Source organism: Pseudomonas sp. HD57-3, assembly GCF_056113135.1.
The window spans coordinates 223,078-248,938 of sequence record NZ_CM148568.1 but is presented as its reverse complement, the minus strand read 5'-3'; the positions used below and the strand labels follow the sequence as shown (position 1 = coordinate 248,938).

21 protein-coding genes are annotated in these 25,861 nt (G+C 58.1%); 10 read left to right on the top strand and 11 right to left on the bottom strand.

Features of this window, described 5'->3' with window-relative positions; genetic code table 11:
• Nucleotides 1-13: 13 nt before the first annotated feature.
• Nucleotides 14-328: a tetratricopeptide repeat protein gene (locus AC0R79_RS01120; protein ID WP_474732831.1), complete on the top strand. Its 315-nt coding sequence runs from the start codon at nt 14-16 to the stop codon at nt 326-328.
• Between the two features lie 51 nt (nt 329-379).
• Here AC0R79_RS01120 and AC0R79_RS01115 read toward each other — a convergent pair whose 3' ends face one another.
• Both AC0R79_RS01115 and tag read right to left on the bottom strand, forming a co-directional pair.
• Nucleotides 380-1,267, bottom strand: coding sequence for a lysophospholipid acyltransferase (locus AC0R79_RS01115; protein ID WP_085606330.1), 888 nt, complete (start codon nt 1,265-1,267; stop codon nt 380-382).
• Nucleotides 1,268-1,307: 40 nt separating this feature from the next.
• Nucleotides 1,308-1,865: a DNA-3-methyladenine glycosylase I gene (tag, locus tag AC0R79_RS01110; protein WP_085748011.1), complete on the bottom strand. Its 558-nt coding sequence runs from the start codon at nt 1,863-1,865 to the stop codon at nt 1,308-1,310.
• An 81-nt stretch (nt 1,866-1,946) separates the two neighbouring features.
• Between tag and glyQ the strand changes: the two genes are divergently transcribed.
• The 4 genes from glyQ to AC0R79_RS01090 all read left to right on the top strand — a co-directional run bounded on the left by glyQ (nt 1,947) and on the right by AC0R79_RS01090 (nt 6,357).
• Nucleotides 1,947-2,900: a glycine--tRNA ligase subunit alpha gene (gene glyQ, locus AC0R79_RS01105; protein WP_003187265.1), complete on the top strand. Its 954-nt coding sequence runs from the start codon at nt 1,947-1,949 to the stop codon at nt 2,898-2,900.
• Nucleotides 2,897-4,951 carry a glycine--tRNA ligase subunit beta gene (gene glyS, locus AC0R79_RS01100; RefSeq protein WP_007954113.1) on the top strand — a complete coding sequence of 685 codons (2,055 nt, stop codon included), beginning with the start codon at nt 2,897-2,899 and terminating at the stop codon, nt 4,949-4,951. Before glyQ ends, glyS begins: the two co-directional genes overlap by 4 nt.
• Nucleotides 4,952-4,955: 4 nt before the next feature.
• A complete protein-coding gene (gene gmhB / locus AC0R79_RS01095) occupies nt 4,956-5,495 on the top strand; it encodes a D-glycero-beta-D-manno-heptose 1,7-bisphosphate 7-phosphatase (protein ID WP_474732828.1) in 540 nt (179 codons plus the stop codon).
• 82 nt (nt 5,496-5,577) lie between these two features.
• Nucleotides 5,578-6,357: a lysophospholipid acyltransferase family protein gene (locus AC0R79_RS01090; protein ID WP_085606324.1), complete on the top strand. Its 780-nt coding sequence runs from the start codon at nt 5,578-5,580 to the stop codon at nt 6,355-6,357.
• 157 nt (nt 6,358-6,514) lie between these two features.
• On the opposite strand, the gene AC0R79_RS01085 is transcribed toward AC0R79_RS01090, so the two are convergent.
• Nucleotides 6,515-8,056, bottom strand: a complete 1,542-nt coding sequence (locus AC0R79_RS01085) for a sensor histidine kinase (RefSeq protein ID WP_474732826.1) — start codon at nt 8,054-8,056, stop codon at nt 6,515-6,517.
• 166 nt (nt 8,057-8,222) lie between these two features.
• Here AC0R79_RS01085 and AC0R79_RS01080 point away from each other — a divergent pair, with 166 nt between their 5' ends.
• On the top strand, nt 8,223-8,939 hold the full coding sequence (locus AC0R79_RS01080) for a response regulator transcription factor (RefSeq protein WP_064592400.1): 717 nt from the start codon (nt 8,223-8,225) through the stop codon (nt 8,937-8,939).
• Nucleotides 8,940-9,172: 233 nt separating this feature from the next.
• Here the strand turns inward: AC0R79_RS01080 and AC0R79_RS01075 are convergent, their stop codons facing one another.
• The 3 genes from AC0R79_RS01075 to AC0R79_RS01065 are packed head-to-tail and all read right to left on the bottom strand — an operon-like array spanning nt 9,173 to nt 14,879.
• Nucleotides 9,173-12,367 (bottom strand): hypothetical protein, encoded by a 3,195-nt coding sequence (locus AC0R79_RS01075; RefSeq protein WP_127796469.1) that lies wholly within the window; start codon nt 12,365-12,367, stop codon nt 9,173-9,175.
• Nucleotides 12,368-12,377: 10 nt separating this feature from the next.
• The gene (locus tag AC0R79_RS01070; protein WP_127796468.1) at nt 12,378-13,793 is read right to left on the bottom strand and encodes a hypothetical protein; all 1,416 of its coding nucleotides are present in this window, start codon (nt 13,791-13,793) and stop codon (nt 12,378-12,380) included.
• Nucleotides 13,794-13,802: 9 nt separating this feature from the next.
• The gene (locus AC0R79_RS01065) at nt 13,803-14,879 is read right to left on the bottom strand and encodes a helix-turn-helix transcriptional regulator (RefSeq protein WP_474732823.1); all 1,077 of its coding nucleotides are present in this window, start codon (nt 14,877-14,879) and stop codon (nt 13,803-13,805) included.
• A 498-nt stretch (nt 14,880-15,377) separates the two neighbouring features.
• Here AC0R79_RS01065 and AC0R79_RS01060 point away from each other — a divergent pair, with 498 nt between their 5' ends.
• Nucleotides 15,378-15,752 (top strand): helix-turn-helix domain-containing protein, encoded by a 375-nt coding sequence (locus tag AC0R79_RS01060; RefSeq protein ID WP_127796466.1) that lies wholly within the window; start codon nt 15,378-15,380, stop codon nt 15,750-15,752.
• A 500-nt stretch (nt 15,753-16,252) separates the two neighbouring features.
• Here the strand turns inward: AC0R79_RS01060 and AC0R79_RS01055 are convergent, their stop codons facing one another.
• The 5 genes from AC0R79_RS01055 to dnaA form a co-directional block, all read right to left on the bottom strand.
• Nucleotides 16,253-17,176 (bottom strand): hypothetical protein, encoded by a 924-nt coding sequence (locus tag AC0R79_RS01055; RefSeq protein WP_127796465.1) that lies wholly within the window; start codon nt 17,174-17,176, stop codon nt 16,253-16,255.
• 1,117 nt (nt 17,177-18,293) lie between these two features.
• Nucleotides 18,294-20,711, bottom strand: a complete 2,418-nt coding sequence (gyrB, locus tag AC0R79_RS01050) for a DNA topoisomerase (ATP-hydrolyzing) subunit B (RefSeq protein WP_007954129.1) — start codon at nt 20,709-20,711, stop codon at nt 18,294-18,296.
• A gap of 5 nt (nt 20,712-20,716) precedes the next feature.
• Entirely contained in the window at nt 20,717-21,820 is a 1,104-nt protein-coding gene (gene recF, locus AC0R79_RS01045; protein WP_474732821.1) for a DNA replication/repair protein RecF, read from the bottom strand.
• A gap of 14 nt (nt 21,821-21,834) precedes the next feature.
• Nucleotides 21,835-22,938, bottom strand: a complete 1,104-nt coding sequence (dnaN, locus tag AC0R79_RS01040; RefSeq protein ID WP_007954131.1) for a DNA polymerase III subunit beta — start codon at nt 22,936-22,938, stop codon at nt 21,835-21,837.
• A 39-nt stretch (nt 22,939-22,977) separates the two neighbouring features.
• Nucleotides 22,978-24,501 carry a chromosomal replication initiator protein DnaA gene (dnaA, locus tag AC0R79_RS01035; RefSeq protein WP_007954132.1) on the bottom strand — a complete coding sequence of 508 codons (1,524 nt, stop codon included), beginning with the start codon at nt 24,499-24,501 and terminating at the stop codon, nt 22,978-22,980.
• Nucleotides 24,502-25,068: 567 nt separating this feature from the next.
• Between dnaA and rpmH the strand changes: the two genes are divergently transcribed.
• Genes rpmH through yidD form a run of 3 tightly spaced genes read left to right on the top strand, consistent with a single transcriptional unit; the run spans nt 25,069 to nt 25,859 of the window.
• On the top strand, nt 25,069-25,203 hold the full coding sequence (gene rpmH / locus AC0R79_RS01030; protein WP_003213577.1) for a 50S ribosomal protein L34: 135 nt from the start codon (nt 25,069-25,071) through the stop codon (nt 25,201-25,203).
• Between the two features lie 16 nt (nt 25,204-25,219).
• A complete protein-coding gene (gene rnpA / locus AC0R79_RS01025; RefSeq protein ID WP_011336726.1) occupies nt 25,220-25,621 on the top strand; it encodes a ribonuclease P protein component in 402 nt (133 codons plus the stop codon).
• On the top strand, nt 25,614-25,859 hold the full coding sequence (yidD, locus tag AC0R79_RS01020; protein WP_010465488.1) for a membrane protein insertion efficiency factor YidD: 246 nt from the start codon (nt 25,614-25,616) through the stop codon (nt 25,857-25,859). The genes rnpA and yidD overlap by 8 nt, the downstream gene beginning before the upstream one ends.
• Nucleotides 25,860-25,861 lie beyond the last annotated feature (2 nt).

Here is a 25,861-nt window from a genome sequence, read left to right as displayed (position 1 = left end):
AGAGGCGAGACCGATGATCGAATCCCTGGAAAAAATGCTCGCCAAGGGTGTGGATAACTCGCTGCTGCGCTTCGGCCTCGGCAAGGGTTATCTGGATCTGGGGGAGAACGCGAAGGCAGCCGAGCATTTCCAGCGTTGCGTCGGCTTCGATCCGAAATACTCGGCGGCGTGGAAATTGTTGGGCAAGGCGCAGTTGGCGCTGGATGACCTAGCGGCTGCGCGGCAGGCATGGGAACAGGGGCTGGAAGCGGCCCGGGCCCATGGCGACAAGCAGGCCGAGAAGGAAATGACGGTGTTTTTGAAGAAGCTTGAACGTCAGAAGCCGTGACGGCTGTGGATAACCTGTTTGGTCAGGTTATCCACAAACGCCCCTTGCCGATCAGTACCAGCGCGCCTCGCCCGGCGGACGCTTCTTGAAGCGCTTCATGCTCCACATGTACTGGCTCGGATAAGCCGCCACATAACGCTCGACGACTTTACTCATCGCCGCGCAGGAGGTTTCGGTGTCGGTGCTGTACATGGCTTCCGGCGCCGCTTCGAGGATCACCTTGTAGCCGGAACCGTCCGGCAGCCGCAGGGCATGCAGGAATACCCCAACCGCTTTGCCCCCGGCGAGCATGTTCGGTACGAACTTGCTGGTCAGGGCCTGAGTGGCGAAGAACGGCACGAAGATCCCGGCGGATTCGGCTGGCTCCGGGTCCGCTGGAATCCCCACCTGACCGCCCTTGCGCACTTCCTTGATGACGCTGAGGATGCCTTCCTTGGTCGACGCGGCGACTTTGTTGCCCAGTTGCACGCGCTGTTTGCGCAGCAATTCATCCACAGCCTTGAGCTTCGGCGGCCGGTAGAAAATGATCGGTTTGCACTGGCTGCAATAGAAGTGGTTGAGCACTTCCCAGTTGCCCAGGTGGCTGGTGATGCCGACCACGCCCTTGCCCGAGGCCAGCGCTTCTTTCAGCACCTCGAGTCCTTCGACTTCGCGCACCAGATCGATGGAACGCTGGGCCGGCCAGATCCAGGCGCAGGCGCTTTCGGTCAGGGACTTGCCGATGTCTTTCAGGCTCTGGCCGACCAGACGCTCGCGTTCGGCCGGGTCCATCTGTGGAAAACATTTGGCCAGGTTGATCCGCACCACATCGCGGGAACGGTTGGGGGTTTTCCACATGATCCAGCCGATCGCCGAACCCACGGCCTGCACGGCCCGCCACGGAAGCATGGCAAACAGCCGCAGAGCGCCAACCAGCATGGCGCCTTTAAACTTTTCCACAGGTCACTCCTGATCTTGTGCTGTGCGCGAGGCGGCCATTCTAACCGGCGTTGACGAGCTGCGCGTAGCGGTCGCAGTCCTGAGTGTGGTCCATGACCATGCCAGAGGCCTGCATCAGCGCGTAGCAGATGGTCGGACCGACGAAGGTGAAACCGGCCTTTTTCAGGCCTTTGCTCATGGCCACGGCCTGCGGGGTGATCGCCGGGACTTCGCTGCGATCCTTGAAATGATTGATCACCGGGCGGTTATCCACAAACGACCAGAGGAAGGCCACAGGATCCTCCAGCGCCAGCCACGCCTGGGCGTTGCGCCGCGCGGCGTTGAGCTTGAGACGGTTGCGGATGATCCCCGGATCGAGCATCAATTGATCGATTTCCGCGTCGCTCATCTGCGCCACGCGCTGTACGTCGAAGCCGAACAACACCTCGCGATAACGCTCGCGCTTGCGCAGCACGGTGATCCACGAAAGCCCGGCCTGGAACCCTTCGAGCAAAAGCAACTCGAACAAACCCTGCGCATCGCGTAGCGGCGTGCCCCACTCCTGATCGTGGTAAGCCATGTACAGCGGATCTTCGTTGCACCAAAAGCAGCGTGGCATAAGGCTCCAGGGGGTGGAGGTGCGACTGAATCGGGTATACTCCCGCTCTTTAAATCGCAGCCCAAGAAACAGGTGAATTTCGTGAGCCAGCCTACGCCAGCCGTGCGTACCTTCCAAGACTTGATCCTCGCGCTCCAGCAATACTGGGCCGAGCAAGGTTGTGTGGTACTTCAGCCCTACGATATGGAAGTAGGCGCCGGCACTTTCCACACCGCGACATTCCTGCGCGCCATCGGCCCGGAAACCTGGAACGCCGCTTACGTGCAGCCAAGCCGTCGTCCGACTGACGGCCGTTACGGCGAAAACCCGAACCGTCTGCAGCACTACTACCAGTTCCAGGTAGTCCTGAAGCCGAACCCGGACAACTTCCAGGAGCTGTACCTGGGCTCCCTCAAGCATGTCGGCCTGGACCCGCTGGTCCACGACATCCGCTTCGTCGAAGACAACTGGGAATCGCCGACCCTCGGCGCCTGGGGTCTGGGCTGGGAAGTCTGGCTGAACGGCATGGAAGTGACCCAGTTCACTTACTTCCAGCAGGCGGGCGGCATCGAGTGCTACCCAGTGACCGGCGAGATCACCTATGGTCTGGAGCGTCTGGCCATGTACCTGCAGGGCGTGGATTCGGTCTACGACCTGGTCTGGGCTGACGGTCCGTTCGGCAAAGTGACCTACGGCGACGTGTTCCACCAGAACGAAGTGGAGCAGTCCACCTACAACTTCGAACACGCCAACGTCGACAAGCTGTTCGAACTGTTCGACTTCTATGAGAGCGAAGCCAAGCGCCTGATCGAACTCGACCAGCCGCTGCCGTTGCCAAGCTACGAAATGGTCCTGAAGGCTTCGCACACCTTCAACCTGCTGGATGCGCGCCGGGCGATCTCGGTGACTGCGCGTCAGCAATACATTCTGCGCGTTCGCACCCTGGCGCGTTCCGTCGCCCAAGCCTACCTGCTGGCCCGCGCCAAGCTGGGCTTCCCGATGGCAACCCCGGACCTGCGTGACGAAGTACTGGCCAAGCTGGAGGCTGCACAATGAGTGCTCAAGATTTTCTGGTTGAACTGGGCACCGAAGAACTGCCACCCAAAGCCCTGAACACCCTGGCCGAAGCGTTCCTGGCCGGTATCGACAAGGGCCTGCAAGCTGCCGGCCTGAACTACGAGACCAAAACCGTCTACGCCGCGCCGCGTCGTCTGGCAGTGCTGATCACCGCGCTGGCTACCCAGCAGCCGGATCGCAGCATCAACCTCGACGGCCCGCCGCGTCAGGCCGCGTTCGATGCTGAAGGCAACCCGACTCAAGCGGCACTGGGTTTTGCCAAGAAGTGCGGCGTCGAGCTGAGCGAAATCGACCAGAGCGGTCCGAAACTGCGCTACAGCCAGAACATCGCCGGCAAGCCGACCGCCAGCCTGCTGCCGACCATCGTCGAAGACTCGCTGAACGACCTGCCGATCCCGAAACGCATGCGTTGGGGTGCGCGCAAGGAAGAGTTCGTGCGTCCGACCCAGTGGCTGGTGATGCTGCTCGGCGACCAGGTCATCGACTGCACGATCCTTGCCCAAAAGGCTGGCCGTGAATCCCGTGGCCACCGTTTCCACCACCCGGAAAGCGTGCGCATCGGTTCGCCGTCGAGCTACCTGGCCGACCTACGTGCCGCGTATGTGCTGGCCGACGCCAACGAGCGTCGCGAAATCATCAGCAAACGCACCGAAGAACTTGCGACCCGTCAGGAAGGCACCGCGATCGTGCCGCCGGCGCTGCTCGACGAAGTGACCGCGCTGGTCGAGTGGCCGGTGCCGCTGGTGTGCTCGTTCGAGGAACGTTTCCTCGACGTGCCGCAGGAAGCGCTGATCACCACCATGCAGGACAACCAGAAGTACTTCTGCCTGCTGGATGCCGACGGCAAGTTGCTGCCGCGTTTCATCACTGTGGCCAACATCGAATCCAAAGACCCGCAGCAGATCATCGCCGGTAACGAGAAGGTGGTTCGCCCACGTCTGACCGACGCCGAGTTCTTCTTCAAGCAGGACAAGAAGCAGAAGCTCGAAGCGTTCAACGATCGCCTGCAGAACGTGGTGTTCCAGGAAAAACTCGGCAGCGTCTACGACAAGGCCGAACGCGTGTCGAAACTGGCCGCGTACATCGCCGCTCGCATCGGCGGCAACGCTTCGTGGGCTGCCCGTGCAGGCCTGCTGTCTAAGTGCGACCTGGCCACCGAAATGGTCGGCGAGTTCCCGGAGATGCAAGGTGTCGCCGGCTACTACTACGCCCTCAATGACGGCGAGCCGGAAGACGTCGCCCTGGCGCTGAACGAGCAGTACATGCCGCGCGGTGCCGGCGCTGAACTGCCAGCCACCCTGACCGGTGCGGCCGTGGCCATCGCCGACAAGCTCGACACCCTGGTCGGCATCTTCGGCATCGGCATGCTGCCGACCGGCAGCAAAGACCCGTATGCCCTGCGCCGTGCGGCACTGGGCGTGCTGCGGATCCTGATCGAGAAACAACTGGATCTGGACCTGAACGACGCCGTGGCGTTCGCCGTGAATGCGTTCGGTGCCAAGGTCAAGGCTGCGGGCCTGAATGACGCGGTGCTGGAGTTCATCTTCGATCGTCTGCGTGCGCGTTACGAAGACGAAGGCGTGGATGTGGCCACCTACCTGTCGGTACGTGCCCTGAAGCCGGGTTCGGCGCTGGACTTTGACCAGCGTGTACAAGCGGTTCAGGCCTTCCGCAAACTGCCGGAAGCGGCAGCGCTGGCGGCGGTGAACAAGCGTGTGTCGAACCTGCTGAGCAAGGTGGAAGGCTCGGTGCCGACCGAAGTCCAGGCCAAGTACTTCGACAACGCCAACGAGTTCTCGCTGTACTCGGCGATCCAGCAAGCGGACCAGGCTGTACAGCCAATGGCCGCGGCGCGTCAGTACAACGAATCGCTGGCGCGTCTGGCCGCCCTGCGCGAGCCGGTAGACGCGTTCTTCGACGCGGTGATGGTCAATGCCGAAGACGCCAATGTGCGGGCCAACCGTTACGCGCTGCTGGCGCGTCTGCGTGGCCTGTTCCTGGGCGTTGCCGACATTTCGCTGCTGGGTTGAGGGATTGCAGTTGAAACTGCTGATTCTCGATCGGGACGGAGTGATCAATTACGACTCCGACGCTTACATCAAGTCGGTGGAGGAGTGGATTCCGCTCCCCGGCTCGATCGAAGCGATTGCGCAGTTGAGCAAGGCCGGCTGGACGGTGGCGGTCGCCACCAACCAGTCGGGCATTGCTCGCGGCTACTACGACCTCGCCACCCTCGATGCCATGCACGCGCGCCTGCGCGAACTGGTGGCGGAGCAGGGCGGTGAAGTCGGGCTGATCGTGTACTGCCCGCATGGGCCGGACGAAGGTTGCGACTGCCGCAAGCCGAAACCGGGAATGTTGAAAACCATTGCGCAGCATTACAACGTCGCGCTGACGAATGTCTGGTTCGTCGGCGACAGCCTTGGTGACCTGGAGGCCGCCAAAGCCGTCGATTCACAGCCCGTTTTGGTAAAGACCGGGAAAGGCGAAAAGACTCAGGCCAAGACCTTGCCGGTGGGCACCCTGATTTTTGACGATCTCGCGGCGATTGCCGCAGAACTTATCCACAACTAGAGTACTTCTGAAGTTCCTGACCAGGGATTGATCGGGAGTGCGCTTGAACAGTCGGGCATTGCCCGTAACGGTAAACGTCGCCATGTCGATACTGCAGGCCATCAGAATCTTCCTCTTTTACCTGCTGCTGGGCACCACCGCTCTGCTGTGGTGCAGCCTGAGCTTTTTTATCGCGCCCTTTCTGCCGTTCAAGGCGCGCTATCGCTTCATCAATGTGTACTGGTGCCGTTGCGCCTTGTGGTTGACCAAGGTGTTCCTCGGTATCCGTTACGAAGTCAAAGGCGCGGAAAACGTGCCTGACCGGCCCTGCGTGATTCAGTCGAACCACCAGAGCACCTGGGAGACGTTCTTTCTCTCCGCTTATTTCTCGCCCTTGAGCCAGGTGCTCAAGCGCGAATTGCTGTACGTACCGTTCTTCGGCTGGGCGATGGCCATGCTGCGGCCGATCGCGATTGACCGCGACAACCCGAAAGCCGCCCTCAAGCAAGTCGCTGCGAAGGGTGACGAGCTGCTCAAGGACAATGTCTGGGTGCTGATCTTCCCCGAAGGCACTCGCGTTCCCCACGGCACCATCGGCAAGTTCTCCCGCAGTGGCAGCGCGTTGGCGGTGAATGCGGCGCTTCCGGTGCTGCCGATTGCGCACAATGCCGGCAAGTTCTGGCCGAAAATCGGTTGGGGTAAAAAGCCCGGCGTAATCACTGTGGTGATCGGGGAGCCGATGTACGCCGAGGGCAGTGGCCCTCGCGCCATCGCCGATCTGAATGATCGGGTACAGGCGTGGAACGAGAAGACACAACGGGAAATGGGCTCGCTGCCGCCGGCCCCTGAGGCACCGGCTGCGAACGATCAGATCGCTGTCTGAGATTTGTGGATAACCTGTGTACGGTTTGTTCGCAAAGTCCCGAATTATCAAATTAAGTGACTGATTTACTTATATATTTCCGAAACTGATAAAATGCCGTAAAAGGTGCATAAGTTTTTTTCGGAAGTAAGAAAACCGGCTGATATAGCCGGTTTTTTTATGCCTGCTCTTCGGCGATCAGCGGCAGCTCCAGACGGAACGTCGTGCCTTGATCGACCACGCTCAGGCATTCGATCCGGCCGCCATGGTGATCGACCACGGCTTTGACCATCGACAATCCCAGGCCCACACCGTCGATGCCCTGTGCAGAAGAAAAGCGCCGGTACTGGCTGAACAGATCGGGCAGTTCCTCTGCAGCGATGCCTTTGCCTTGATCGGTCAGTTCACAACTCAGCCAGTCATCGTGGCAGCTGACACGCATATCAACCGTGGATCCGGCAGGGCTGTACTTGATTGCATTTTCCAGCAGGTTGAACAGTGCGCGGGTCAGCAAGCCCTGATCGGCCAGGATCAGGCGCTCTTGGGATTGTTCGTCCATGTCGCTCAAAAGCTCAATGCGCTTTTGCTGGGCGATGGGCAGGGCCTGATCCAGCACGTCCATGACCAGCATCCCGAACAGGCTCGGTTGAAACTGATAGGCCTCGGACTCGGCCCGGGCCAGCAGAACGAAGCCGTCGGTGAGTTCCAGCGCCCGGCGTACCTGGCGCTCAATCTGTTCGAACAGCGGCGAATCCGTTCCCGTTTGATGCCGGTGTACCTCGAGCAGGGCAAGAATCGCCGAATGAGGGGCACGCAGGTCATGGGACAGGAAGCGCAGCAATACACCGCGCTGTTCCTCGGCGGCGCGTTCGGCGCTCAGGTCAGTGAGACTCAGAAGCCAGCCGATCGGCAGGTCGCCATCGACTGGCAACAGCGCGGCGCGCTCCAGGCGCAGGCTACGTTCCCTGTGGTCACGAAACTCCAGCAGAGGCAGCTCGGATAGCGGCGGGCGCGGCTCTGTGGACAACTCCGGATAGCCCAGGCTCGCCAGTTGATCGAGCACATCCTCGCCCACCAGATTGTGATCGAACAGGCTCCGGGCCTTGCGGTTGCCCAACAAGACTTGCCCCCGTGGATCGCTGATCAGCGTTGCGACGGGCAGATACTCCAGCCCGTCGGCAATGAAGCGGCGGGTATCGCGGGTACGGCTCATGGCTTGCTCAAGCGCCATGATCTGCCCCTGCAAGCGGTCGGCGCTGGGAAACTGCGCGCGACGTCGTTCGGGAAAGACTTTCGGTTCACTGTCCAGCCGCGCCAGCTCCCAGCCGAAGTAGGTGAGCACCACACTCAGGCGCCGCCAGTTCCAGATCAGATAGCCGAACAGCATGCCCAGCGCCGCAGGCGTCGGCGACCACCAACGCCGCATTTCAGCCAGGCCTGCACTGGTCAACAGCACGCAGGCAATTCCGCCCAATGTCAGCCAGAGCGCCAGACGCGGACGCCACAGCAGCAATCCAAGTACACACGCGACCATGGCTACCGAGAGTCCCGCGCCCATCAACGGCGCCGGATCATGCAAATTGATCTGCGCACGCCAGGAAAGCAGTGCAGTCAGCGGCAACAGCACTAGACTTATCCACACCCACTCGCGCACCAGTTGCCGGAACAAACGCTGAACCTGGCTGGGTACGCGGCTTTCGTGTCGGCGCTGGTTATTCATGGGAAACAGGGCAGGGCGGGTTGAATGGTTTCATAGGCGGCCGGTCTGAGGACGTAGACCCGAAGAATCATAGCGGCTCACCCCACGGCGTGCCGCTTACTTTCACTGCATGGAGTCAGCCGATCCAGTCGGCACCCATTGCCCGAGCGACAAGGAACCACCGCGTATGCGCGTTGCGATACTGGACGATGAACCCGCCGAACTGCGCCGGGTCGAGCAGACCCTGCAACAAATGGCCGAGGCCGGAGGACAGCCCTGGTCACTGCACAGTTTCGAAAGCGGTGAAGACCTGCTGCGACAGTTACGCCGGGAAACCTTCGACCTGCTGATCCTCGACTGGCAATTGCCCGACCTCACCGGCCTGGCGCTGCTGCGCTGGACCCGCGAACACATGGAAGCCCCGCCAGCCGCCATCATGCTGACCAGCCGCGACGGTGAAAGCGATATCGTTCAAGCCCTGAATGCCGGGGCCGACGATTACGTCAGCAAGCCGTTTCGGCCCAATGAACTGAAGGCGCGCGTGGCGGCGGTATTGCGCCGGCACAGCCTGCAACGTAGCGCCCCGGCCGAAGTCCTGCGTTTCAACGACCTGGTGTTCGACGACGCCGAACTCACCGTCACCCGCGACGGGAAACCGATCGTCATGACCGAGCGCGAATATCGTCTCGCCCATTGCCTGTTCAGCAACCTTGGGCGGCCACTGTCACGGGATTACCTGTACGAACGATTCTGGCCCCATGAAGAGATGTCGACATCGCGACCGCTGGACACCCATATCTATCGCCTGCGCAACAAGCTCGGGCTGACGGCGGATCGGGGTTGGCAGTTGCTGACGATTTATGGGTATGGGTATCGGTTGGAGAGTGTGGCGGCAGGGGAGTGAATCGCAGGCAATAAAAAAGGCCAACTCGTATGCGTTGGCCTTTTTGTGGGTGCCGACCAGGGTGAGGGTCAAACTTGGCTCTGCCTAATGCTGGGCCAGTGACCAATGACCTGATGTTTTTTGTATCGCGAATAACGATGTCAGTCACAGACCCACACCAGCCTATGGGAGCTGGCCCGTCAGCGATGGGGTCAGGACGTCCCTACCGCTGGCGAACCGGGGGGCCGGACTCATCACTTGACTTGGCGGACGAATGTACCGACGCGCAGGTAGGTTTCGTGGGAATCAGGCGCGTAGACGCACAGTGCGCCCTGGTCGTTGGCCGCGAAGTACTTCCAGCTACCTTCCTCCAGCATGATTTCCTTGAACGCCTGCCCGTCGTGACTGACGTGGATACGTTGGTGATTGTTGCGCGATGGGAACAGACTCAGGTCTTTGAGGTGGTAGAAGGTCTCGATAGTGAGCGCGTCCGACTGGCGCTTCCAGTCGTAGCCCTTTTGCGAAGTCATTAGGTTGCCCCAGGTGAAGCACATTAGTGTGCCGCCCATTGCAGTGACGACCGGATCATGGAAGGAAAGGTCGTTTTCAGGCCAGGTGCAGTTGCGCCAGCCCTTGCCCTGCACGTAGTACATCACCGACGAACTGGTGTTGGTCTTCTTCTTCACCGTGGTGTAGAAACTGCGGTACTTGCAAAACGCCAGCAGGCACGCTGTGCCCGGTATCGCACGCAGATACTCCACTTCCTCGCCCTCGGAAAGGTGTAGGCGACCCTCCCAGCGCTCCCAGGCCGCGCCCGGTTCCTCTGCGCAGAAAAACGCCGGTTTGTCGTAGTTGGAGGTCTTGGTCGAGTCGAACAGGAAGCCTTTGTCGGTATATTCGAACTCGGTGCGCTCGGTGAAACGCCACAACCACTGGCCATTGAAAAAGACCAGATCTTCAGTGGCGGAAAACGCGTAGTTGTCGCTGACGTCCGGGTACTGCGAACGCTCCCAGTTCAGGGCGTCACGGGAGTAGTAGAACCCCTCTGAACCCACCATCAGTACCCAAGTGCCGTCAATCACGTCGAGCCGGCGAATCCAGATATGTTCATCGTCGACATTGGGCTTGACCGGCTGCCAGTTCTCGCCGTCTTCGCTGCGATAGAAATGTTCGTCATTGTCCACGATCAGCCACACCTTGCCATCGGTCTTGATATGGCGAATCTCTTCTGGATCGCAGGGAGGGTTCTGCATGTCGTGCCAGTCGATGGCAAACAAGTGTCGCTTGCCGTCGTGCTCAAAAGTGACGGATTGTTTTTCCAACGCCTCGCGCAATTTCTGCTGTTCCCGCTCTTCCTGTTTGCGCACTCGGGCCAGCACCACCGAACTGTCGAAATCGCCCTTGCGGAAGTAGCCGAGCTGATCGTCCGCATCTGAACAGGCACTGGAGAAAGCCGTGAGCGTCCGGTCGATTTGGCGCTCGCAGTCGTCCAACTGGTGATACCAGTCATCGTTCTCAGCAGCGTTGTCCAGGTCGTAGTCAGACCAGGAGATATCGTTCTCGAATTCGATACGCGGCAGGCCCCACTGGGCGATCACGCGGTTGGCAGAATTTAGTGCCGGGCTATTCGCGGCGATGAAGTCCTGCGCCTTGCGGCGCATGTCGTTGAGGCTGGACAGGACCGACTTACGGCCGATGGTATAGGCTGCGCTACCTGCAGCCGTTGCCATTTTGCCAAGGAAGCCATCATCGAACGAGCCCATGAACGACGACCAGTCGCTGGCCTTGCTGGTGGCGGTCATGAGGTCCATGGTCATGTTCGAGGCGTCCATGCTAGCGACATAGAGCTGTTTCTCCGTGGCGATCCAGGACTGCTCGAAGCGCAAGGCGCGGTATCGCACGATGTTCTTCCAACCCTGGGTCTGCTTGGCCAGGCATGCTGCTGCCTTCACCAGCGTCGCTTCGTCGCTCTCTTTGAGCAACGCCAGTACCTGCGACAGGCTTTCCTTTAAGTTGCCTGGCTTGAGGGCAGTCAAGACTCGCAAGATGCGCGGGTTCTCGACCTTCTTGCGGCACAAGGTCAGGAGGAAGAAGGCATCGATGAGCCATGTGTAGGCCTTGTCATCATCATCGAGGAGTGTCTGCAACGCTGGCAGGTGTTCACGCTCCTTCAGCGGGTTGTCGGCGATGCCGAGAATCTGCGGGACCACCTCTGGGCAGCCACTGTGTTCGGCCAACTGGCCGAGAAATTCCTGTCCTGCACCATCCAGCGAGGCAGCATTGTCGAAGCACAGCGCGAACAGGCGCAGGTAGGTGCGACGCGCTTCGTCGTCAGCCTTGTCAAGGAAGCTGTGTGCCTTGATATCCGGCAGGTCAGAGGTCAGCGACAGGGTTTCGGATTGCTCCTCATCCAAAAACGCCTCAGCGCTGGCGTTGAAACCGTTTTGTTCCTTGTAAATGTCTAGCGCTACCAGGCTGCCACCAATGACTTCGCCGATCAGGTCACGAATACCATAGTTGGTGTAGAGTCCGCCAAATTCGTTGCCGAAGAATAGCGAGATGATTTTTTCCCGGGCCGTGTCGCTGTTGCACAGCTCATCGTCGGTGAGGTCGATTATCTTTTCGTACTGCTCTGAGAGGAAGTACAGCGCGTTGAAGCCGAGCCCCGAGATGTTTTTCTGGATGAAGTGCGAATCCAGCACGTGATCTTCGTTGACCGCAAGCTCGATCATGGTGCGGTAGCGATCGATGCCGAAGACCTCGATCTGGTCGATCAGTTCGATGATGAACCCCAGTAGCTCGACTTCGTCATCGCAGTTGACCCCGAGTTTTTCCAAGGTAACCACCAGGTGGTTGACATCGCGCTCGTTCAGTTCGATGTCGCGATGGGCGCGTAAGAAGTCATAGGTCAGGTGCAGGATCAGCAGGTTGCTTGGAATGGATTTGAAGCGGCGCTTGTTGGCCTCAATGTTTAGTGACCAGCTGTGGAAGCTGGCGCTATTCTCGACGGTTTTCAGCCGGCTGTTGATCCGGTCGATGGCGGTTTCCAGGAAATCCCTAGTCTCGATGATGTAGTCGTTCATCGTGCCCAGGTTGTTGCGGATGACCGCGATGCTTTGCGCGTTGATCAAGTTCTGCTGTTGCAGTTGCTTGAGGTAGTGCCAGGCGTACTTCTGCATTTGCAGGGTGTCGGCTTGGTTCAGCAACTGGTTTTCGCTGGTCTTGCCGGAGAGGCTGCTGGCGAAACGCTTGAGGAAGCCGGCGCCTGACTGTTTCTCCAACCGCTCCTGGCTACTGGTGATCAGTCGCGACGCATCCAGGGCCAGTTGCTGGGTCAATGCGGCATTGGCCTTGTGGCGGTTGACAAGGGTGGTCACGGCTTCTAGCTCGGGCCCTTGCAGCGGCTCGTGGAAGATTTGCTCTTGTAGCTCTGTCGTTGTCTCGCTCATGATTCCGGCCTTAAAGAGAGTTGATCTTGTTTCTCAGTCTTTTGCTTTGCGCTTCCAAGGTCTTGACCTGAGTAGCGAAGTGTTTCTCCGACAGGTACAGGCCCTTGTGAAAGTCGCCATAGAACTGTTGCGAGACCTGCAGGTACTCCAGGGCTTCATGAACGGCGACGCCGTTACTAACCACGCGCTCCGTGGCGACCAAGGTCAACTGGAAGCTCTTCTCGATGTGGTTGTCCAAAGCAATGTTCATCGCCAGCGTTGTGATCAATCCACCGACGATGCTGCCTACCAGCGCGCCAGCGGGGCCGCCCAGAGCGCCAATCGCCGCGCCCACCGAGGCCCCGCTCACACCGGCGCCGGTCAGTAGCAAACCCTTTCCCGTGCGGGTTTCCAATTCTTCGCCGGTGATCTTGCCGGCGGCGAACAACACTAGGTTCTGCACCACGTCCACCGCGCAGACAGCCGCTCCGGCAATGCCGCCATTGGCAAAAGAGCGTTTGAACACCGAGCCGGCGAACAGGCCAGGCATCGAACGGGCAGCGATGCTGACACTCGCGGAGGCCACACCAGCCTTCAGCGCGCTGTCGCCGGCGGCGATGGCCGTGTTCTGCAGGATCAGCACGGTGGCACGTTCGGCGGTGATCTCGCCGTCCCTGACCTGGCGGATGTACTGGAAGGTGTTGATGCTGCCGGCGATGACAGTGGTGACGATCGCCGCCGACCCCGCCGCACGCATGCTTTGCTGGAGCGTCGCTTTGTTCAAGTAGCCCGTCTGCAGATTCGCGTGCCGATCCTTGCCAGTGACCGATCCCGCGCCAACGTGCTCCGCGTCACGCTTGCTCAATCCTGTGGACTGAACGCCCTCGGCGTCGAGACGGCCGGAGGCCTTGTCATGCACTTTCTCTGCTGCGCGGGCGACCTCGGGGCGGGTGTTCCGGTTTTTCAGCATGTCCTTGTGAGCGGACAGCTTGATGCCTTCGATCTGATCGGACGGCCCGAGGAACACGTCGGCATTCTCGTAACGGTGAACTCCGTCCTTGCTTGAGCGAAACGCCTTCTGCGTGGCATCGGCGTTCTTGAAGTATTTCAGCTGTGCGCCCTGCAGTTGCGTATCGCCCTTCATGATGACGATGTCGTGAGTCATGTCGTTCTTCGCGAGCGGTGTTTTGGCGAAGTTATCGGTGAAGGCCCGGACATCCTTGTCCTTGAGGATGGCGTCTAGGTTGAACGACTCGGCATGCCAGGTTTCCGCCGCGAACCCGCCCTTAATCGCGTTGTTCTGGGCGGTGGAAGCGATCTTAGCCATGATGTCGTTGGCCTGGCTGATCTCGCCGACCATACGGCCGATTTTCTCCGAGGCCTGGGTGGGCCAGATCGGGCAAAGACTGACCGAATGGCTGATGAGTTTGTTGTCTTGGTTATCCATGAGAAAGCCTCACACGGTGTGCTTAGCGTCGGCGGTGCTGGCGCAAGAGAGGTTAGGGGCGGGGATAGCGAGAATCTCTTCGTTCAAATAGAACTGGTGCATCGATTTCAAGCGCTGACGGATCTCGTCGACCCAGACCTGAGGTGCATGGACGCGGATGTTCTCGTTGAGGCCGAAGATCCACCACAAGGTCTCGCGGTCCAGCGCGACCCAGGCGCATAAGCGCTTCCAGGCCTGGTCGGGGAGGCCGACCAGGGATTGCTCATCACTGAGCGGCGTCTCGCTCAGCAACTCGGCAAGTTGGGGATGGACGTCCGCAACCAGTTCAACGCGCTCATCGCCCTGACGTTGGCTGAAGCGGCCTCTGGCGATGTATTCGTCGATGTTGAAGTCGGGTTGCTCTCTGGCCTCGGTTTCCAGCATCTGGATCAACTGGATCCGATGCAGGGCGAACTGGCGCAAGTCGTCGTAGCCGTCAACCGATGCAAGTAGGTAAGTAATGGCATGCCGGGCAACTAACCCGACCGGGTGCAGAACCAGTTGCTTCACACCACCTTTGCTGCGACTGCGGTAGGCGACCTCAATCTTTCGACGCTCCAAAAGGCTCCCCGAGACCACTCGCCAGACCTCGGGAGCAATCGCCGCTGGCAAGAGAGTTTTACCGTTGGGGATCGCACGGACACGACGTGCCCAGTCCGCCAAACCGTTGTGGCCCACATCGCCAAGGAAATTCCGGGCTCGGCGAAACTGCGGACTGAGCTGGTCGATTACGGTCTGTGGCAGCAGCGTTGTCAGATGGCTTTCGGACAGGTAAAGGGCGAGCGCAGTCGGCGCGTCCATGTCTTCCAGCCTCAGCGGTGCGTCGCGGGTGAAGCTCCAGCGGAAAGGTGATTCGCTCTCGTCACATTGCAACGAGAACGGCAGGGAGAGCCGGTTGAGGTCGCGTTGGATGGAGCGCAGCGTGACGGAAAAACCCTTGTCATGCAGCTTTTCCAGCAGCGTGGTGCTGGCAATACGCTGCGGCTCGGTAGGAATCAGGCGCAGCAGGGCGAGCAGCCTGAGCAGCGTATCCTTCGCTTGAGACATGGAAACTACCTTGTTGTGCATCAGTCGCTGCCGTCCGGTGACTGACGTCAGATTGGCCACGATGCTAATAAAAATGATGGCTCAGTGCCACTCTTCTAACGTGACATGAGACCAAAGTCAGAGGGGCACACTGCCAGTTCAGTGACCGTTGGACGCGTGGACTTCCTTGTAACACTTCAAATCCTGGTACTCGCGGTATAGCTCACAGGCCTTCTTTAGCACTACAACACAACCGATGGCAGCAAGTAGGTTCTTCATGACAGCGGGCTCCTGGTGTTTTCTGCATTTTGTTATGAGGGGGCGACAAGTTGTGTCGTCGCGAAGAGTTGTCCGAGGTCAGGGTCGAAACGTGACACGTGATGGCGCATGGACCAATGCCCGTCGGAGCACGGCACAGGATTTGCCTTGGCGATAGCACAACCCGAATCAACTTAATGTTGAATTTGAGGGCAACCTGAAATATACTTTCCATATCGCCACATACCTCAGGTACTCCCCATGTTGCCCTCACCCACCTCCTCCGACTTTCCAGCTGCCCTTAAAACTCGACGCGAATTCCTTGGATTGAGTCGCGCCGAACTCGCCCGTAGGGCCGGCATTCATGGCGTGATGCCCCGTCGCTATGAAGAACCTGACAGCGGGGAATTTGCGACCCCCCGTGCCGACACATGGAGAAAGTTGAACGAGATTCTCTATCCCGAGTTCACCTCGAGTGTGTTGGGACAACAGAAGCCGCCCGTGCCAACGACCACCGCCGACACGTCAAGCGTTCCATATGGTGTCCGCGGATTGACCCTCGTGGAAGCAAAAGCTGGCTTGGCAATCACCTTTGGTGTGGATATCGACCGTATCGAGATCATCATTCGCGGCTAAATTACTGCACTCAGCAGCATACAATTACTACTAAAGGGCAACTTTATGAATTTTACTCAGATTGCCGGATGGGATGAGGCTTCTCGAGTCCTCAAGCAAACCATCGCGGTAACGCCACTGGGGCAGGAGTTCACGATTCGGCAGATTATCGGAGAAGTAGCTTGGGCACCGTTGCAACATAAGACGCGCCATGACTTTGGCCGACACGTGCGGCGAAGCCTTGAACAGTACGGGTTGGTGTTCGCACGCAAGGCCGGACGAGTCCTTGTATACAAAAAGTCCGCTATCTGAACCTGGCTTGGAGATATCTGCGAAACCAGGGGCGACTCATGCATTAGTAGGCAGCTCATGACGAGGTACTCGACTGGCGCCGAACTAATCAATGACGAGCGCCCTGACCAGGGGTGCAGCTAATGCATGTGCCTGACCACGATAAAAACCACTTTTTTACTGTTAGCCACATTGCTTTACAGTTAAAAAAGCAGTTTACATGCCCCCCCTCAAGCTTGGGGCAGCTCTAACAGATCCCCCAGTTCTTCACGGGCCACTTCCACTCTATCCATTCTGCGATAGGGATGATCAGCAGGCATCCGGATAAGGTATTCAAACCAAGCCGGATCGAATTTGATAACTTCCTTGTGAATGTGCTCAAGCTCACCTATGCGAGGCTGCGACACCACAAACTCCATACTTTCAAGCAATCCGGACGCTTCGTTGTCTTTGACGACTCGGTGTCGAATGAAACTCATCTTAAGATCAAAGTAGAGGCCCTTCGAGCCGGCCACCTTCTTCGACTCCAGCCGGCCGTTACTGCTGATTTCTGCACCCGGCACATGAGAGTCTATAGCTTTCACGAGCTCAGCATTTCCGCCGACCTTCTGGCCAAACAGGCGGGTAGCGTCCGACATGTAAGCAAAGATCCAGGGCACATTAAGTAGCGTCGCACCGGTATAGAGATAGCCACGTTCTCCCTTGTAACGCTGCAGCATGCCTCTCATGGCATTCTCAGACAGGACCAGTTGGGTTTCTTTCTCCAAGATATAAACCACACGGTCGAACTGCTCGATCAGCAGCTTGAGAATTTTTCGGGGAACCCCGTCAAAGCTGGCTTTTCGATCGGACTTTTTGTGCTGACGAGGCTGAAAGTAGGGGCAGTCGTTACGAGCGTCGCCATCAAATGGAGCGATGCTACGGATGCTCTTGGTAGCGTGCTTTGCGAAAGGATTCTTTACGTTGGAGGGTAACTCATACAGCCCAACCAGCTGGATTGGATTGTCGCACGCCGGACATACCGCAAACTGAGCAAGCTTTCCCGCACCTCCGAGTTGGTACCATGGCTCCCTTCGAAAGGTCTCAGCCTCAAAACGATCCTTATCTATGATCTTGCTTTCTGTGTCTTCGGTGCGGAGCTTGTACACATCCATCTTTGCTAAAACCGTATCAACAGAAGGTTTCTTGATAGTACTCAGCAAAGGCTTGTAGCAGTAGTCCTGAATGGCATGAGTCAGACATACTGCAGCGAAAACAAGCTCGCAAAACAGCACCGAGCCGTGGAGTGGTTATTGACCATTTGTACAATCCTTCAGATGTATATGATCAGGCGTAGAGGAACTACGAATTAATCGAAAAGCAGATGGTGCTCTGGGAAGAGGCTTTAGCGGCTTTTCGTCAGTATGAAGAGGCGGAAGTTAACATGCCCTCTGACCTGCTTGAGCTCTCGCACCAGAAAGCCAAGTGGTAAGCAGATTTCAATTAGAGAGATGACAGGCGTCCCCGGCACTACCTTGAGCGCTTGCGAATCAATGGCTAAATCTTGACCTGGACGGTTTACGTCCTGTGAAGCCCTTTCACTTGTAATAAATAGCCTCACTACCAAGCTCGAGGTCACCACCCGACGACCTCTTTGCAGTAGAGAACATCACCTGGTTAAAGGATGAGCGACCGACACAAGTACAGCAGCCACAGGTCGCATGGATTCGTCTAAAGGAGGGAGGGTGATCCAATGAAGCACGAGACCAGCCAGAATGCTTGCAATGGTGTTCACTGAAATTACGACAATAGCGTTACGCATTTTAAAGAGGTCCATTTATTGAGGTGGACCTCTATTTAATGCTCACAGAAGACGTGTAACCACCACATGTAGAAAATTTCGTCGCACCCCATAATGGGAATTTACAACGGTGCGATCCAGGAATTTCCTCGTGCCACAAGCTGCGACCTCGTCTACCTGTCGGTCAGCCAAGACTCGATTACACTTGGGCCGAATTCAGCCTTCCAGCTTTAAGAAATGCGCTGATTAACTTGGCCCAACGATGTAGTCGTTGTTTGTATTACGCGGCTTCATAAGTGCTTTTGGTACGCTGGGGTCAAAGCCACTCCAATGAATGAAACTGTATTTTGACGATTGGGGTGGTCAGTTAATTCAAGACGGGACAACACCAAGAAAAAAGGCCAACCCGCATGGGTTGGCCTTTTTCATGGCGTAGCGAAAGCAGCATATTGGAAATATACAGCCGCTTTTCTGGGATCCTGCAACCGGGATCAAAAATCCAGGTTGGAAACCGCCAAAGCGTTGCTCTCGATGAAGTCACGGCGAGGTTCGACCGCATCACCCATCAGGGTGTTGAAGATCTGGTCCGCGCCAATGGCGTCTTCGATGGTGACTTTCAGCATGCGGCGCACGCTTGGGTCCATGGTGGTTTCCCACAGCTGATCCGGGTTCATTTCGCCCAGACCTTTGTATCGCTGGATGGTGTGGCGCTTGGTGCTTTCGGCCATCAGCCAGTCCAGGGCTTCCTTGAACTCGGTGACCGCTTTCTTGCGCTCGCCACGCTGGATGTACGCGCCGTCGTCGAGCAGGGTGCTCAGTTGAGCGCCGAGGGTGACGACGGTCTTGTAGTCGTTGCTGCCGAAGAAGTCACGGTTGAAGGTGACGTAGTTCGACAGGCCGTGGGAGATCAACTCGACCTCTGGCAGCCACACACCACGCTCGCGGTCTTCACGCAGGCTGGCCTTGTAGACCAGGCCCGACTTCTCGACGGTGCGCAGACGGACTTCGTACTGGGCCAGCCAGTCTTGCATCTTGGCGTGGTCGCCGAGCATTTCCAGGCTGACGGCCGGCAGGTAGATGAAGTGCTCGGTCAGCTCCTGCGGGTACAGGCGCGACAGACGCTTGAGGGTCTTCATCACCATGCGGAAGTCATTCACCAGACGTTCCAGCGCTTCACCGGAAATACCCGGGGCGTCTTCGTTCAGGTGCAGGCTCGCATCTTCCAGGGCCGACTGCGTCATGTACTCCTCCATGGCGTCGTCGTCTTTGATGTATTGCTCTTGCTTGCCTTTCTTGACCTTGTACAGCGGCGGCTGGGCGATGTAGATGTAGCCGCGCTCGATCAGCTCAGGCAACTGACGGAAGAAGAAGGTCAGCAGCAGGGTACGGATGTGCGAACCGTCGACGTCAGCATCGGTCATGATGATGATGTTGTGATAGCGCAGCTTGTCGATGTTGTACTCTTCGCGACCGATACCGCAGCCTAGCGCGGTGATCAGGGTGCCCACTTCCTGGGACGAGATCATCTTGTCGAAACGGGCTTTCTCGACGTTTAGGATCTTGCCCTTCAGTGGCAGGATGGCCTGGGTCTTGCGGTTACGTCCCTGCTTGGCAGAGCCGCCCGCGGAGTCACCTTCCACGAGGTACAGTTCGGACAGCGCCGGGTCTTTTTCCTGGCAGTCAGCGAGCTTGCCTGGCAGGCCGGCGATGTCCAGCGCGCCTTTGCGGCGGGTCATCTCACGGGCCTTGCGCGCGGCTTCACGGGCACGGGCAGCATCGATCATCTTGCCGACGACCAGTTTGGCTTCGTTCGGGTTTTCCAGCAGGAAGTCGGAGAAGTACTTGCCCATTTCCTGTTCGACCGCGGTCTTCACTTCGGAAGAAACCAGCTTGTCTTTGGTCTGGGAGCTGAACTTCGGATCCGGCACCTTCACCGAGATGATCGCGGTCAGGCCTTCACGGGCATCGTCACCGGTGGTGGCGACTTTGTGCTTCTTCGCCAGACCTTCCTGCTCGATGTAGTTGTTCAGGTTACGCGTCAGTGCGGAACGGAAGCCCACCAGGTGGGTGCCGCCGTCGCGCTGCGGAATGTTGTTGGTGAAGCACAACAGGTTCTCGTTGAAGCTGTCGTTCCACTGCAGGGCGATTTCCACGCCGATGCCGTCTTCACGCTGGATGTTGAAGTGGAACACCTGGTTGACCGCAGTCTTGTTGGTGTTCAGGTATTCAACGAACGCACGCAGGCCGCCTTCGTACTTGAACAGCTCTTCCTTGCCGCTGCGCTCATCCTTGAGGACGATACCGACACCGGAGTTGAGGAAGGACAGTTCACGAATGCGCTTGGCCAGGATGTCCCAGCTGAAGTGAATGTTCTTGAAGGTTTCGCTGGAAGCCTTGAAGTGAATCTGGGTACCGGTGGTTTCGCTGTCACCAACGATCGCCATCGGTGCCTGAGGCACGCCGTGGACGTAGGTCTGCTCCCAGATCTTGCCGCTGCGGCGCACGGTCAGAACCAGCTCTTCGGACAGCGCGTTCACAACCGAAACACCTACACCGTGCAGACCGCCGGATACCTTGTAGGAGTTGTCGTCGAACTTACCGCCAGCGTGGAGGACGGTCATGATGACCTCGGCGGCGGAAACGCCTTCCTCTTTGTGCACGTCTACCGGGATGCCACGGCCGTTGTCTTTAACGGTGATGGACTCATCCGGGTGGATGATGATGCTGATGTCGTCGCAGTGGCCGGCGAGGGCTTCGTCGATCGAGTTGTCGACCACCTCGAACACCATGTGGTGCAGACCGCTGCCATCGTCGGTGTCACCAATGTACATACCGGGACGTTTGCGCACGGCATCCAGGCCTTTCAGCACTTTAATGCTCGATGAGTCGTACGTATTTTCTTCGCTCAATGCCTTCACTCCCGATGGTCGTGGGTCTGGGTGATACGGCCCTGTTCCACGTGGAACAGAGCGACTGGCGTTTCCGTCTGCCAGCCTTCCCTCAATAATTCGTGATCTACACAGGTGATAAAAACCTGGCAGCGTAAGTCTTCCAGCAAGCGGCACAGCGCGCGACGGTGGCTCTCGTCCAGCTCGGACGGCAAGTCATCCACCAGATAAATACACTGGCCGCGTCGGGCCTGGCTCACCAGATGCCCTTGGGCAATCCGCAACGCACAGACCACCAACTTCTGCTGACCCCGGGACAAGATGTCCGCGGCATTGTGTGCGTCCAATCTAAGACGCAAGTCAGCCCGTTGTGGCCCAGCCTGGGTATGACCCATTTGCTGGTCCCGTTGCACGGATCCGGCGAGTACAGCGCTCAATTCCCGGTCCTTGTCCCAGCCTCGGTAATAGCTGAGCGTCAAACCTTCGAGCTCAACCAGTTCGCTCAAGGTTTGTTCAAAGACTGGTTTCAAGGCTTTGATGTAAGCGCGGCGGTATTCATCGATTTCAGCGCTGGCCTGGCACAGTTCCCTGTCCCAAACCGCTTGCGAAACGGCGTCAAGTGTACCATGCCGCAGCCAGGAGTTTCTCTGGCGCAAGGCCTTCTGCAAACGCTGCCAGGTGGCCATGAACCGCGGCTCGACGTGGAACACACCCCAGTCGAGGAACTGCCGGCGAATCTTCGGCGCGCCTTCCAGCAGGCGAAAGCTGTCGGGGTTGATCAACTGCAGCGGCAGGATCTCCGCCAGTTGCGCAGCGCTACGAGCGTTCTGACCGTCGATGCGGATCTGGAACTCACCCTGACGATCGCGGGATATCCCCAATGCGCTATGGCCACCCTCGGCGAGCTCGACCTGACCAAAAACAGTACAGGCGAGTTGCTCATACTGGATGACCGGCAACAGCCGCGTGCTACGAAACGAACGGGCAAGCCCCAGCAGGTGAATGGCTTCCAGAACACTGGTTTTGCCGCTGCCGTTGGCGCCGTAAAGAATGTTGATTCGGGGGGAGGGGGAGAAGGTCACCGGGTGCAAATTGCGCACCGCGGTGACCGAGACGCGACTTAGCGACATCCAGAGTCAGCTGATTACAGACGCATCGGCATGACAACGTAAGCCGAATCGTCATTGTCGGACTCTTGCACCAGCGCACTGCTGTTGGAGTCGGACAGGATCAGACGAACCTGCTCGGTAGTCATCACGCCCAGCACGTCCAGCAGATAGCTGACGTTGAAGCCGATTTCCAGGGAGCCGCCGTTGTATTCCACGCCTACTTCTTCTTCCGCTTCTTCCTGCTCCGGGTTGTTGGCCTGGATCTTCAACTGACCGCTGGCCAGTTGCAGACGGATACCGCGGTACTTCTCGTTGGACAGAATCGCGGTACGGCTGAACGCTTCGCGCAACGCCTGACGATCACCCAGTACCAGCTTGTCGCCGCCCTTCGGCAGAACGCGCTCGTAGTCCGGGAACTTGCCGTCGACCAGTTTCGAGGTGAAGGTGAATTCGCCGGTGGTCGCACGGATGTGGTGCTGGCCCAGGACGATGCTGACGTTACCGTCCGGCTCGGTGAGCAGACGCGCCAGTTCGAGAATGCCTTTACGCGGCACGATCACCTGATGGCGTTCCTGCTGACCGATGTCGGCCTGCATCGAGCACATGGCCAGACGGTGACCGTCAGTGGCGACGGCACGGATCACACCGGTCGACACTTCCAGCAACATGCCGTTGAGGTAGTAACGCACGTCCTGCTGGGCCATGGCGAAACTGGTGCGTTCGATCAGACGACGCAGCTTGCTCTGTTCCAGACTGGTGGTCAGCGAACCCGGGCCTTCTTCCACAGTCGGGAAGTCGTTGGCCGGCAGGGTCGACAGGGTGAAACGGCTACGGCCGGCTTTCACCACCAGCTTCTGCTCGTCGACCTTGATGTCGATCAGCGCATCGTTCGGCAGGCTCTTGCAGATATCCATCAGCTTGCGCGCCGGCACGGTGATGGAGCCTGTTTCAGCCGGCTCCTCGAGTTGCACGCGACCAACCAGCTCGACTTCCAGGTCGGTACCGGTCAGCGACAGTTGCTGGCCATCGACAACCAGCAGCACGTTGGACAGTACCGGCAAGGTCTGTCGGCGCTCGACGACGCCTGCGACCAGTTGCAGGGGTTTCAACAGGGCTTCGCGTTGAATGGTGAAATGCATGGTCTAGTCCCTTGCCTTAATAAGCTGCGCTGGTATTCATCAAGTGGTCAGTGTACGCAGCAGGTTCTTGTAGTCCTCGCGGATGTCCGCGTCGGATTCCTTAAGTTCGTTGATCTTGCGGCAGGCGTGCAGCACGGTCGTGTGGTCGCGGCCGCCAAACACATCGCCGATTTCCGGCAGGCTGTGGTTGGTCAGTTCCTTGGACAATGCCATGGCCACCTGACGCGGACGAGCGACCGAACGCGAACGGCGCTTGGACAGCAAGTCGGAGATCTTGATCTTGTAGTACTCGGCGACGGTGCGCTGAATGTTATCCACAGAGACCAGTTTGTCCTGCAGCGCCAACAGGTCTTTCAGGGATTCGCGAATCAACTCGATGGTGATGTCGCGGCCCATGAAGTGCGAGTGGGCGATCACGCGTTTCAGCGCGCCTTCCAGTTCACGGACGTTGGAGCGAATACGCTGGGCAATGAAGAACGCCGCATCGTGTGGCAACTCGACTTTGGCCTGGTCGGCCTTCTTCATCAAGATGGCAACGCGGGTTTCCAGTTCCGGCGGCTCGACGGCAACCGTCAGGCCCCAGCCGAAGCGGGATTTGAGGCGTTCTTCAAGGCCTTCGATTTCTTTCGGGTATCGGTCACTGGTGAGAATGACCTGCTGGCCACCTTCAAGCAGGGCGTTGAAGGTGTGGAAAAACTCTTCCTGGGAACGTTCCTTGCGGGCGAAGAACTGAATGTCGTCGATCAGCAGGGCGTCCACCGAACGATAGAAACGCTTGAACTCGTTGATCGCGTTCAGTTGCAGCGCCTTGACCATGTCGGCCACGAAACGCTCGGAATGCAGGTACACGACCTTGGCATTCGGGTTCTTCTTTAATAGATGGTTACCCACTGCGTGCATCAAGTGCGTCTTACCCAGACCGACGCCACCATAAAGGAAGAGCGGGTTGTAGCCGTGCTTCGGGTTGTCTGCCACCTGCCAGGCCGCCGCACGGGCGAGCTGGTTGGATTTACCTTCGACGAAGTTCTCGAAGGTGAAGGTGCGGTTGAGGTAGCTGGTGTGCTTGAGCGCGCCTTCGACCTGCACGGTGCGCTGTTCAGCGCGCACCGGGGCCTGTTGCGAAGCGGCACCGGCCATCGGATCAAAGCTGTCGCGTGAGGGCTCTTCACTGATTTCTTCGGTTTTCTGCGTCGAGCGCTTGGTCGGCGCAGGCGTCGGAGCTGGTGCTGGTGCACTGGCTGGCGCGGTATTGGCCTGAGCCTGGGACACTTGCGCAGCAGCCAATGGCGCATTCGGTGCGGCACGCGGCGCCGAACTGCGTTTGCTGCCTATTAATAAGGAGAGCGACGGTGCGAGTCCGTTGCCATGCTCATCCAGCAGTTCAAGGACGCGCCCCAGGTACTTTTCGTTGACCCAGTCCAGAACAAAACGGTTCGGTGCGTAGACGCGCAACTCGTCGCCTTCGGCTTCGACCTGTAGTGGACGGATCCAGGTGTTGAATTGTTGGGCAGGCAGCTCTTCGCGCAAAAGCTCCACGCACTGCTGCCAAAGTTCCACTGACACGGATATCCCCTAAGTTGAAAGCCGGTGAGGCAAAAACAAGCGGCCATTGTAGCGGCCAGTCGTCCACTTATCCACATGCAGGTTGCCCGGTGGACATGATTTATCAATGCGTTAAATGCGAAAAAGGCGACCGACGGTGTGTGTATAAGCTCTGTGGATAACCCTATCTGAGCACACTGGACAACTGGGGGCGAAAGTCGGTGGATAACCAGCTTGTGGATAACCACCTATTCCACACACAGGTTATCCGACAGCGCAGCACAGGCTGAACACGGTTTTCCACTGTAGTTGTCATTCTCTGTACATCGCTTGAAACAAGGCCTTGAGCCAGTTATCCACAGAGAACCGTGTACCTAGCTTTTACAAGCTTTACAGAAAAGCTTTAAATAATTCCCTTCTTTATTTTTATCTTTGGCAAACGGGTAATCAGGTCCCGACTGCTCCGAAGATCTATTTATAAGGAAACGTTGGTTGGAAATTGACCTATTGGCTTGCTTTCTCTAGAATCCCCGGTCTCTTAAAACGGGGGCCATTCCGGCCCGTTGTGGACGAACCAGGTAACACGACATGAAACGTACTTTCCAACCAAGCACTATCAAACGCGCTCGTACCCACGGTTTCCGTGCTCGCATGGCTACCAAGAACGGTCGTGCCGTACTGTCGCGTCGTCGCGCCAAAGGCCGCGCACGTCTGGCAGTTTGATAATCCGGCACTGGAGGTGAGTCAGGACTTCAGTCGGGAAAAGCGTCTGCTTACTCCCCGGCATTTCAAGGCAGTCTTTGACTCCCCTACCGGCAAGGTTCCGGGGAAAAATCTCCTGCTCCTTGCGCGCAACAACGATCTCGATCACCCCCGTCTCGGGCTGGTTATCGGGAAAAAGAGCGTCAAGCTCTCCGTCGAGCGCAATCGCCTCAAACGTCTTATGCGCGAATCGTTTCGCCTGCACCAGGATTCACTGGTCGGCTGGGACATCGTTATCGTCGCGCGCAAAGGTTTGGGTGACGTAGAAAACCCCGAATTGATTCAGCATTTCGGCAAACTCTGGAAACGTCTGGCACGCAACAAGCCGGTACCAGCAGTCAAAACCGAAACTGTAGGGGTAGACAGTCCAGATGCGTAAACTGGCACTCGTTCCGATCCAGTTTTATCGCTACGCCATTAGTCCCCTGATGGCCAGTCACTGTCGTTTCTACCCCAGTTGTTCTTGCTACGCGTATGAAGCCATCGAAAATCATGGCCTTCTGCGCGGTGGCTGGCTGACCTTTCGTCGTTTAGGTCGCTGTCATCCGTGGAATCCCGGTGGTTATGACCCGGTTCCACCTATCCCTACCTCCCGTTCTTCTTCGATGGCCGAGTAATC

Excerpts from the sequence above, each read along its gene's own strand:
- AC0R79_RS01055 (WP_127796465.1), bottom strand. The coding sequence starts at position 17,176 with ATGGATGTGTACAAGCTCCGCACCGAAGACACAGAAAGCAAGATCATA.
- glyS (WP_007954113.1), top strand. The coding sequence starts at position 2,897 with ATGAGTGCTCAAGATTTTCTGGTTGAACTGGGCACCGAAGAACTGCCA.
- yidD (WP_010465488.1), top strand. The coding sequence starts at position 25,614 with ATGCGTAAACTGGCACTCGTTCCGATCCAGTTTTATCGCTACGCCATT.
- dnaN (WP_007954131.1), bottom strand. The coding sequence starts at position 22,938 with ATGCATTTCACCATTCAACGCGAAGCCCTGTTGAAACCCCTGCAACTG.
- recF (WP_474732821.1), bottom strand. The coding sequence starts at position 21,820 with ATGTCGCTAAGTCGCGTCTCGGTCACCGCGGTGCGCAATTTGCACCCG.
- rpmH (WP_003213577.1), top strand. The coding sequence starts at position 25,069 with ATGAAACGTACTTTCCAACCAAGCACTATCAAACGCGCTCGTACCCAC.
- tag (WP_085748011.1), bottom strand. The coding sequence starts at position 1,865 with ATGCCACGCTGCTTTTGGTGCAACGAAGATCCGCTGTACATGGCTTAC.
- AC0R79_RS01120 (WP_474732831.1), top strand. The coding sequence starts at position 14 with ATGATCGAATCCCTGGAAAAAATGCTCGCCAAGGGTGTGGATAACTCG.
- AC0R79_RS01085 (WP_474732826.1), bottom strand. The coding sequence starts at position 8,056 with ATGAATAACCAGCGCCGACACGAAAGCCGCGTACCCAGCCAGGTTCAG.
- AC0R79_RS01075 (WP_127796469.1), bottom strand. The coding sequence starts at position 12,367 with ATGAGCGAGACAACGACAGAGCTACAAGAGCAAATCTTCCACGAGCCG.
- AC0R79_RS01060 (WP_127796466.1), top strand. The coding sequence starts at position 15,378 with ATGTTGCCCTCACCCACCTCCTCCGACTTTCCAGCTGCCCTTAAAACT.
- AC0R79_RS01070 (WP_127796468.1), bottom strand. The coding sequence starts at position 13,793 with ATGGATAACCAAGACAACAAACTCATCAGCCATTCGGTCAGTCTTTGC.
- AC0R79_RS01090 (WP_085606324.1), top strand. The coding sequence starts at position 5,578 with ATGTCGATACTGCAGGCCATCAGAATCTTCCTCTTTTACCTGCTGCTG.
- AC0R79_RS01080 (WP_064592400.1), top strand. The coding sequence starts at position 8,223 with ATGCGCGTTGCGATACTGGACGATGAACCCGCCGAACTGCGCCGGGTC.
- AC0R79_RS01065 (WP_474732823.1), bottom strand. The coding sequence starts at position 14,879 with ATGTCTCAAGCGAAGGATACGCTGCTCAGGCTGCTCGCCCTGCTGCGC.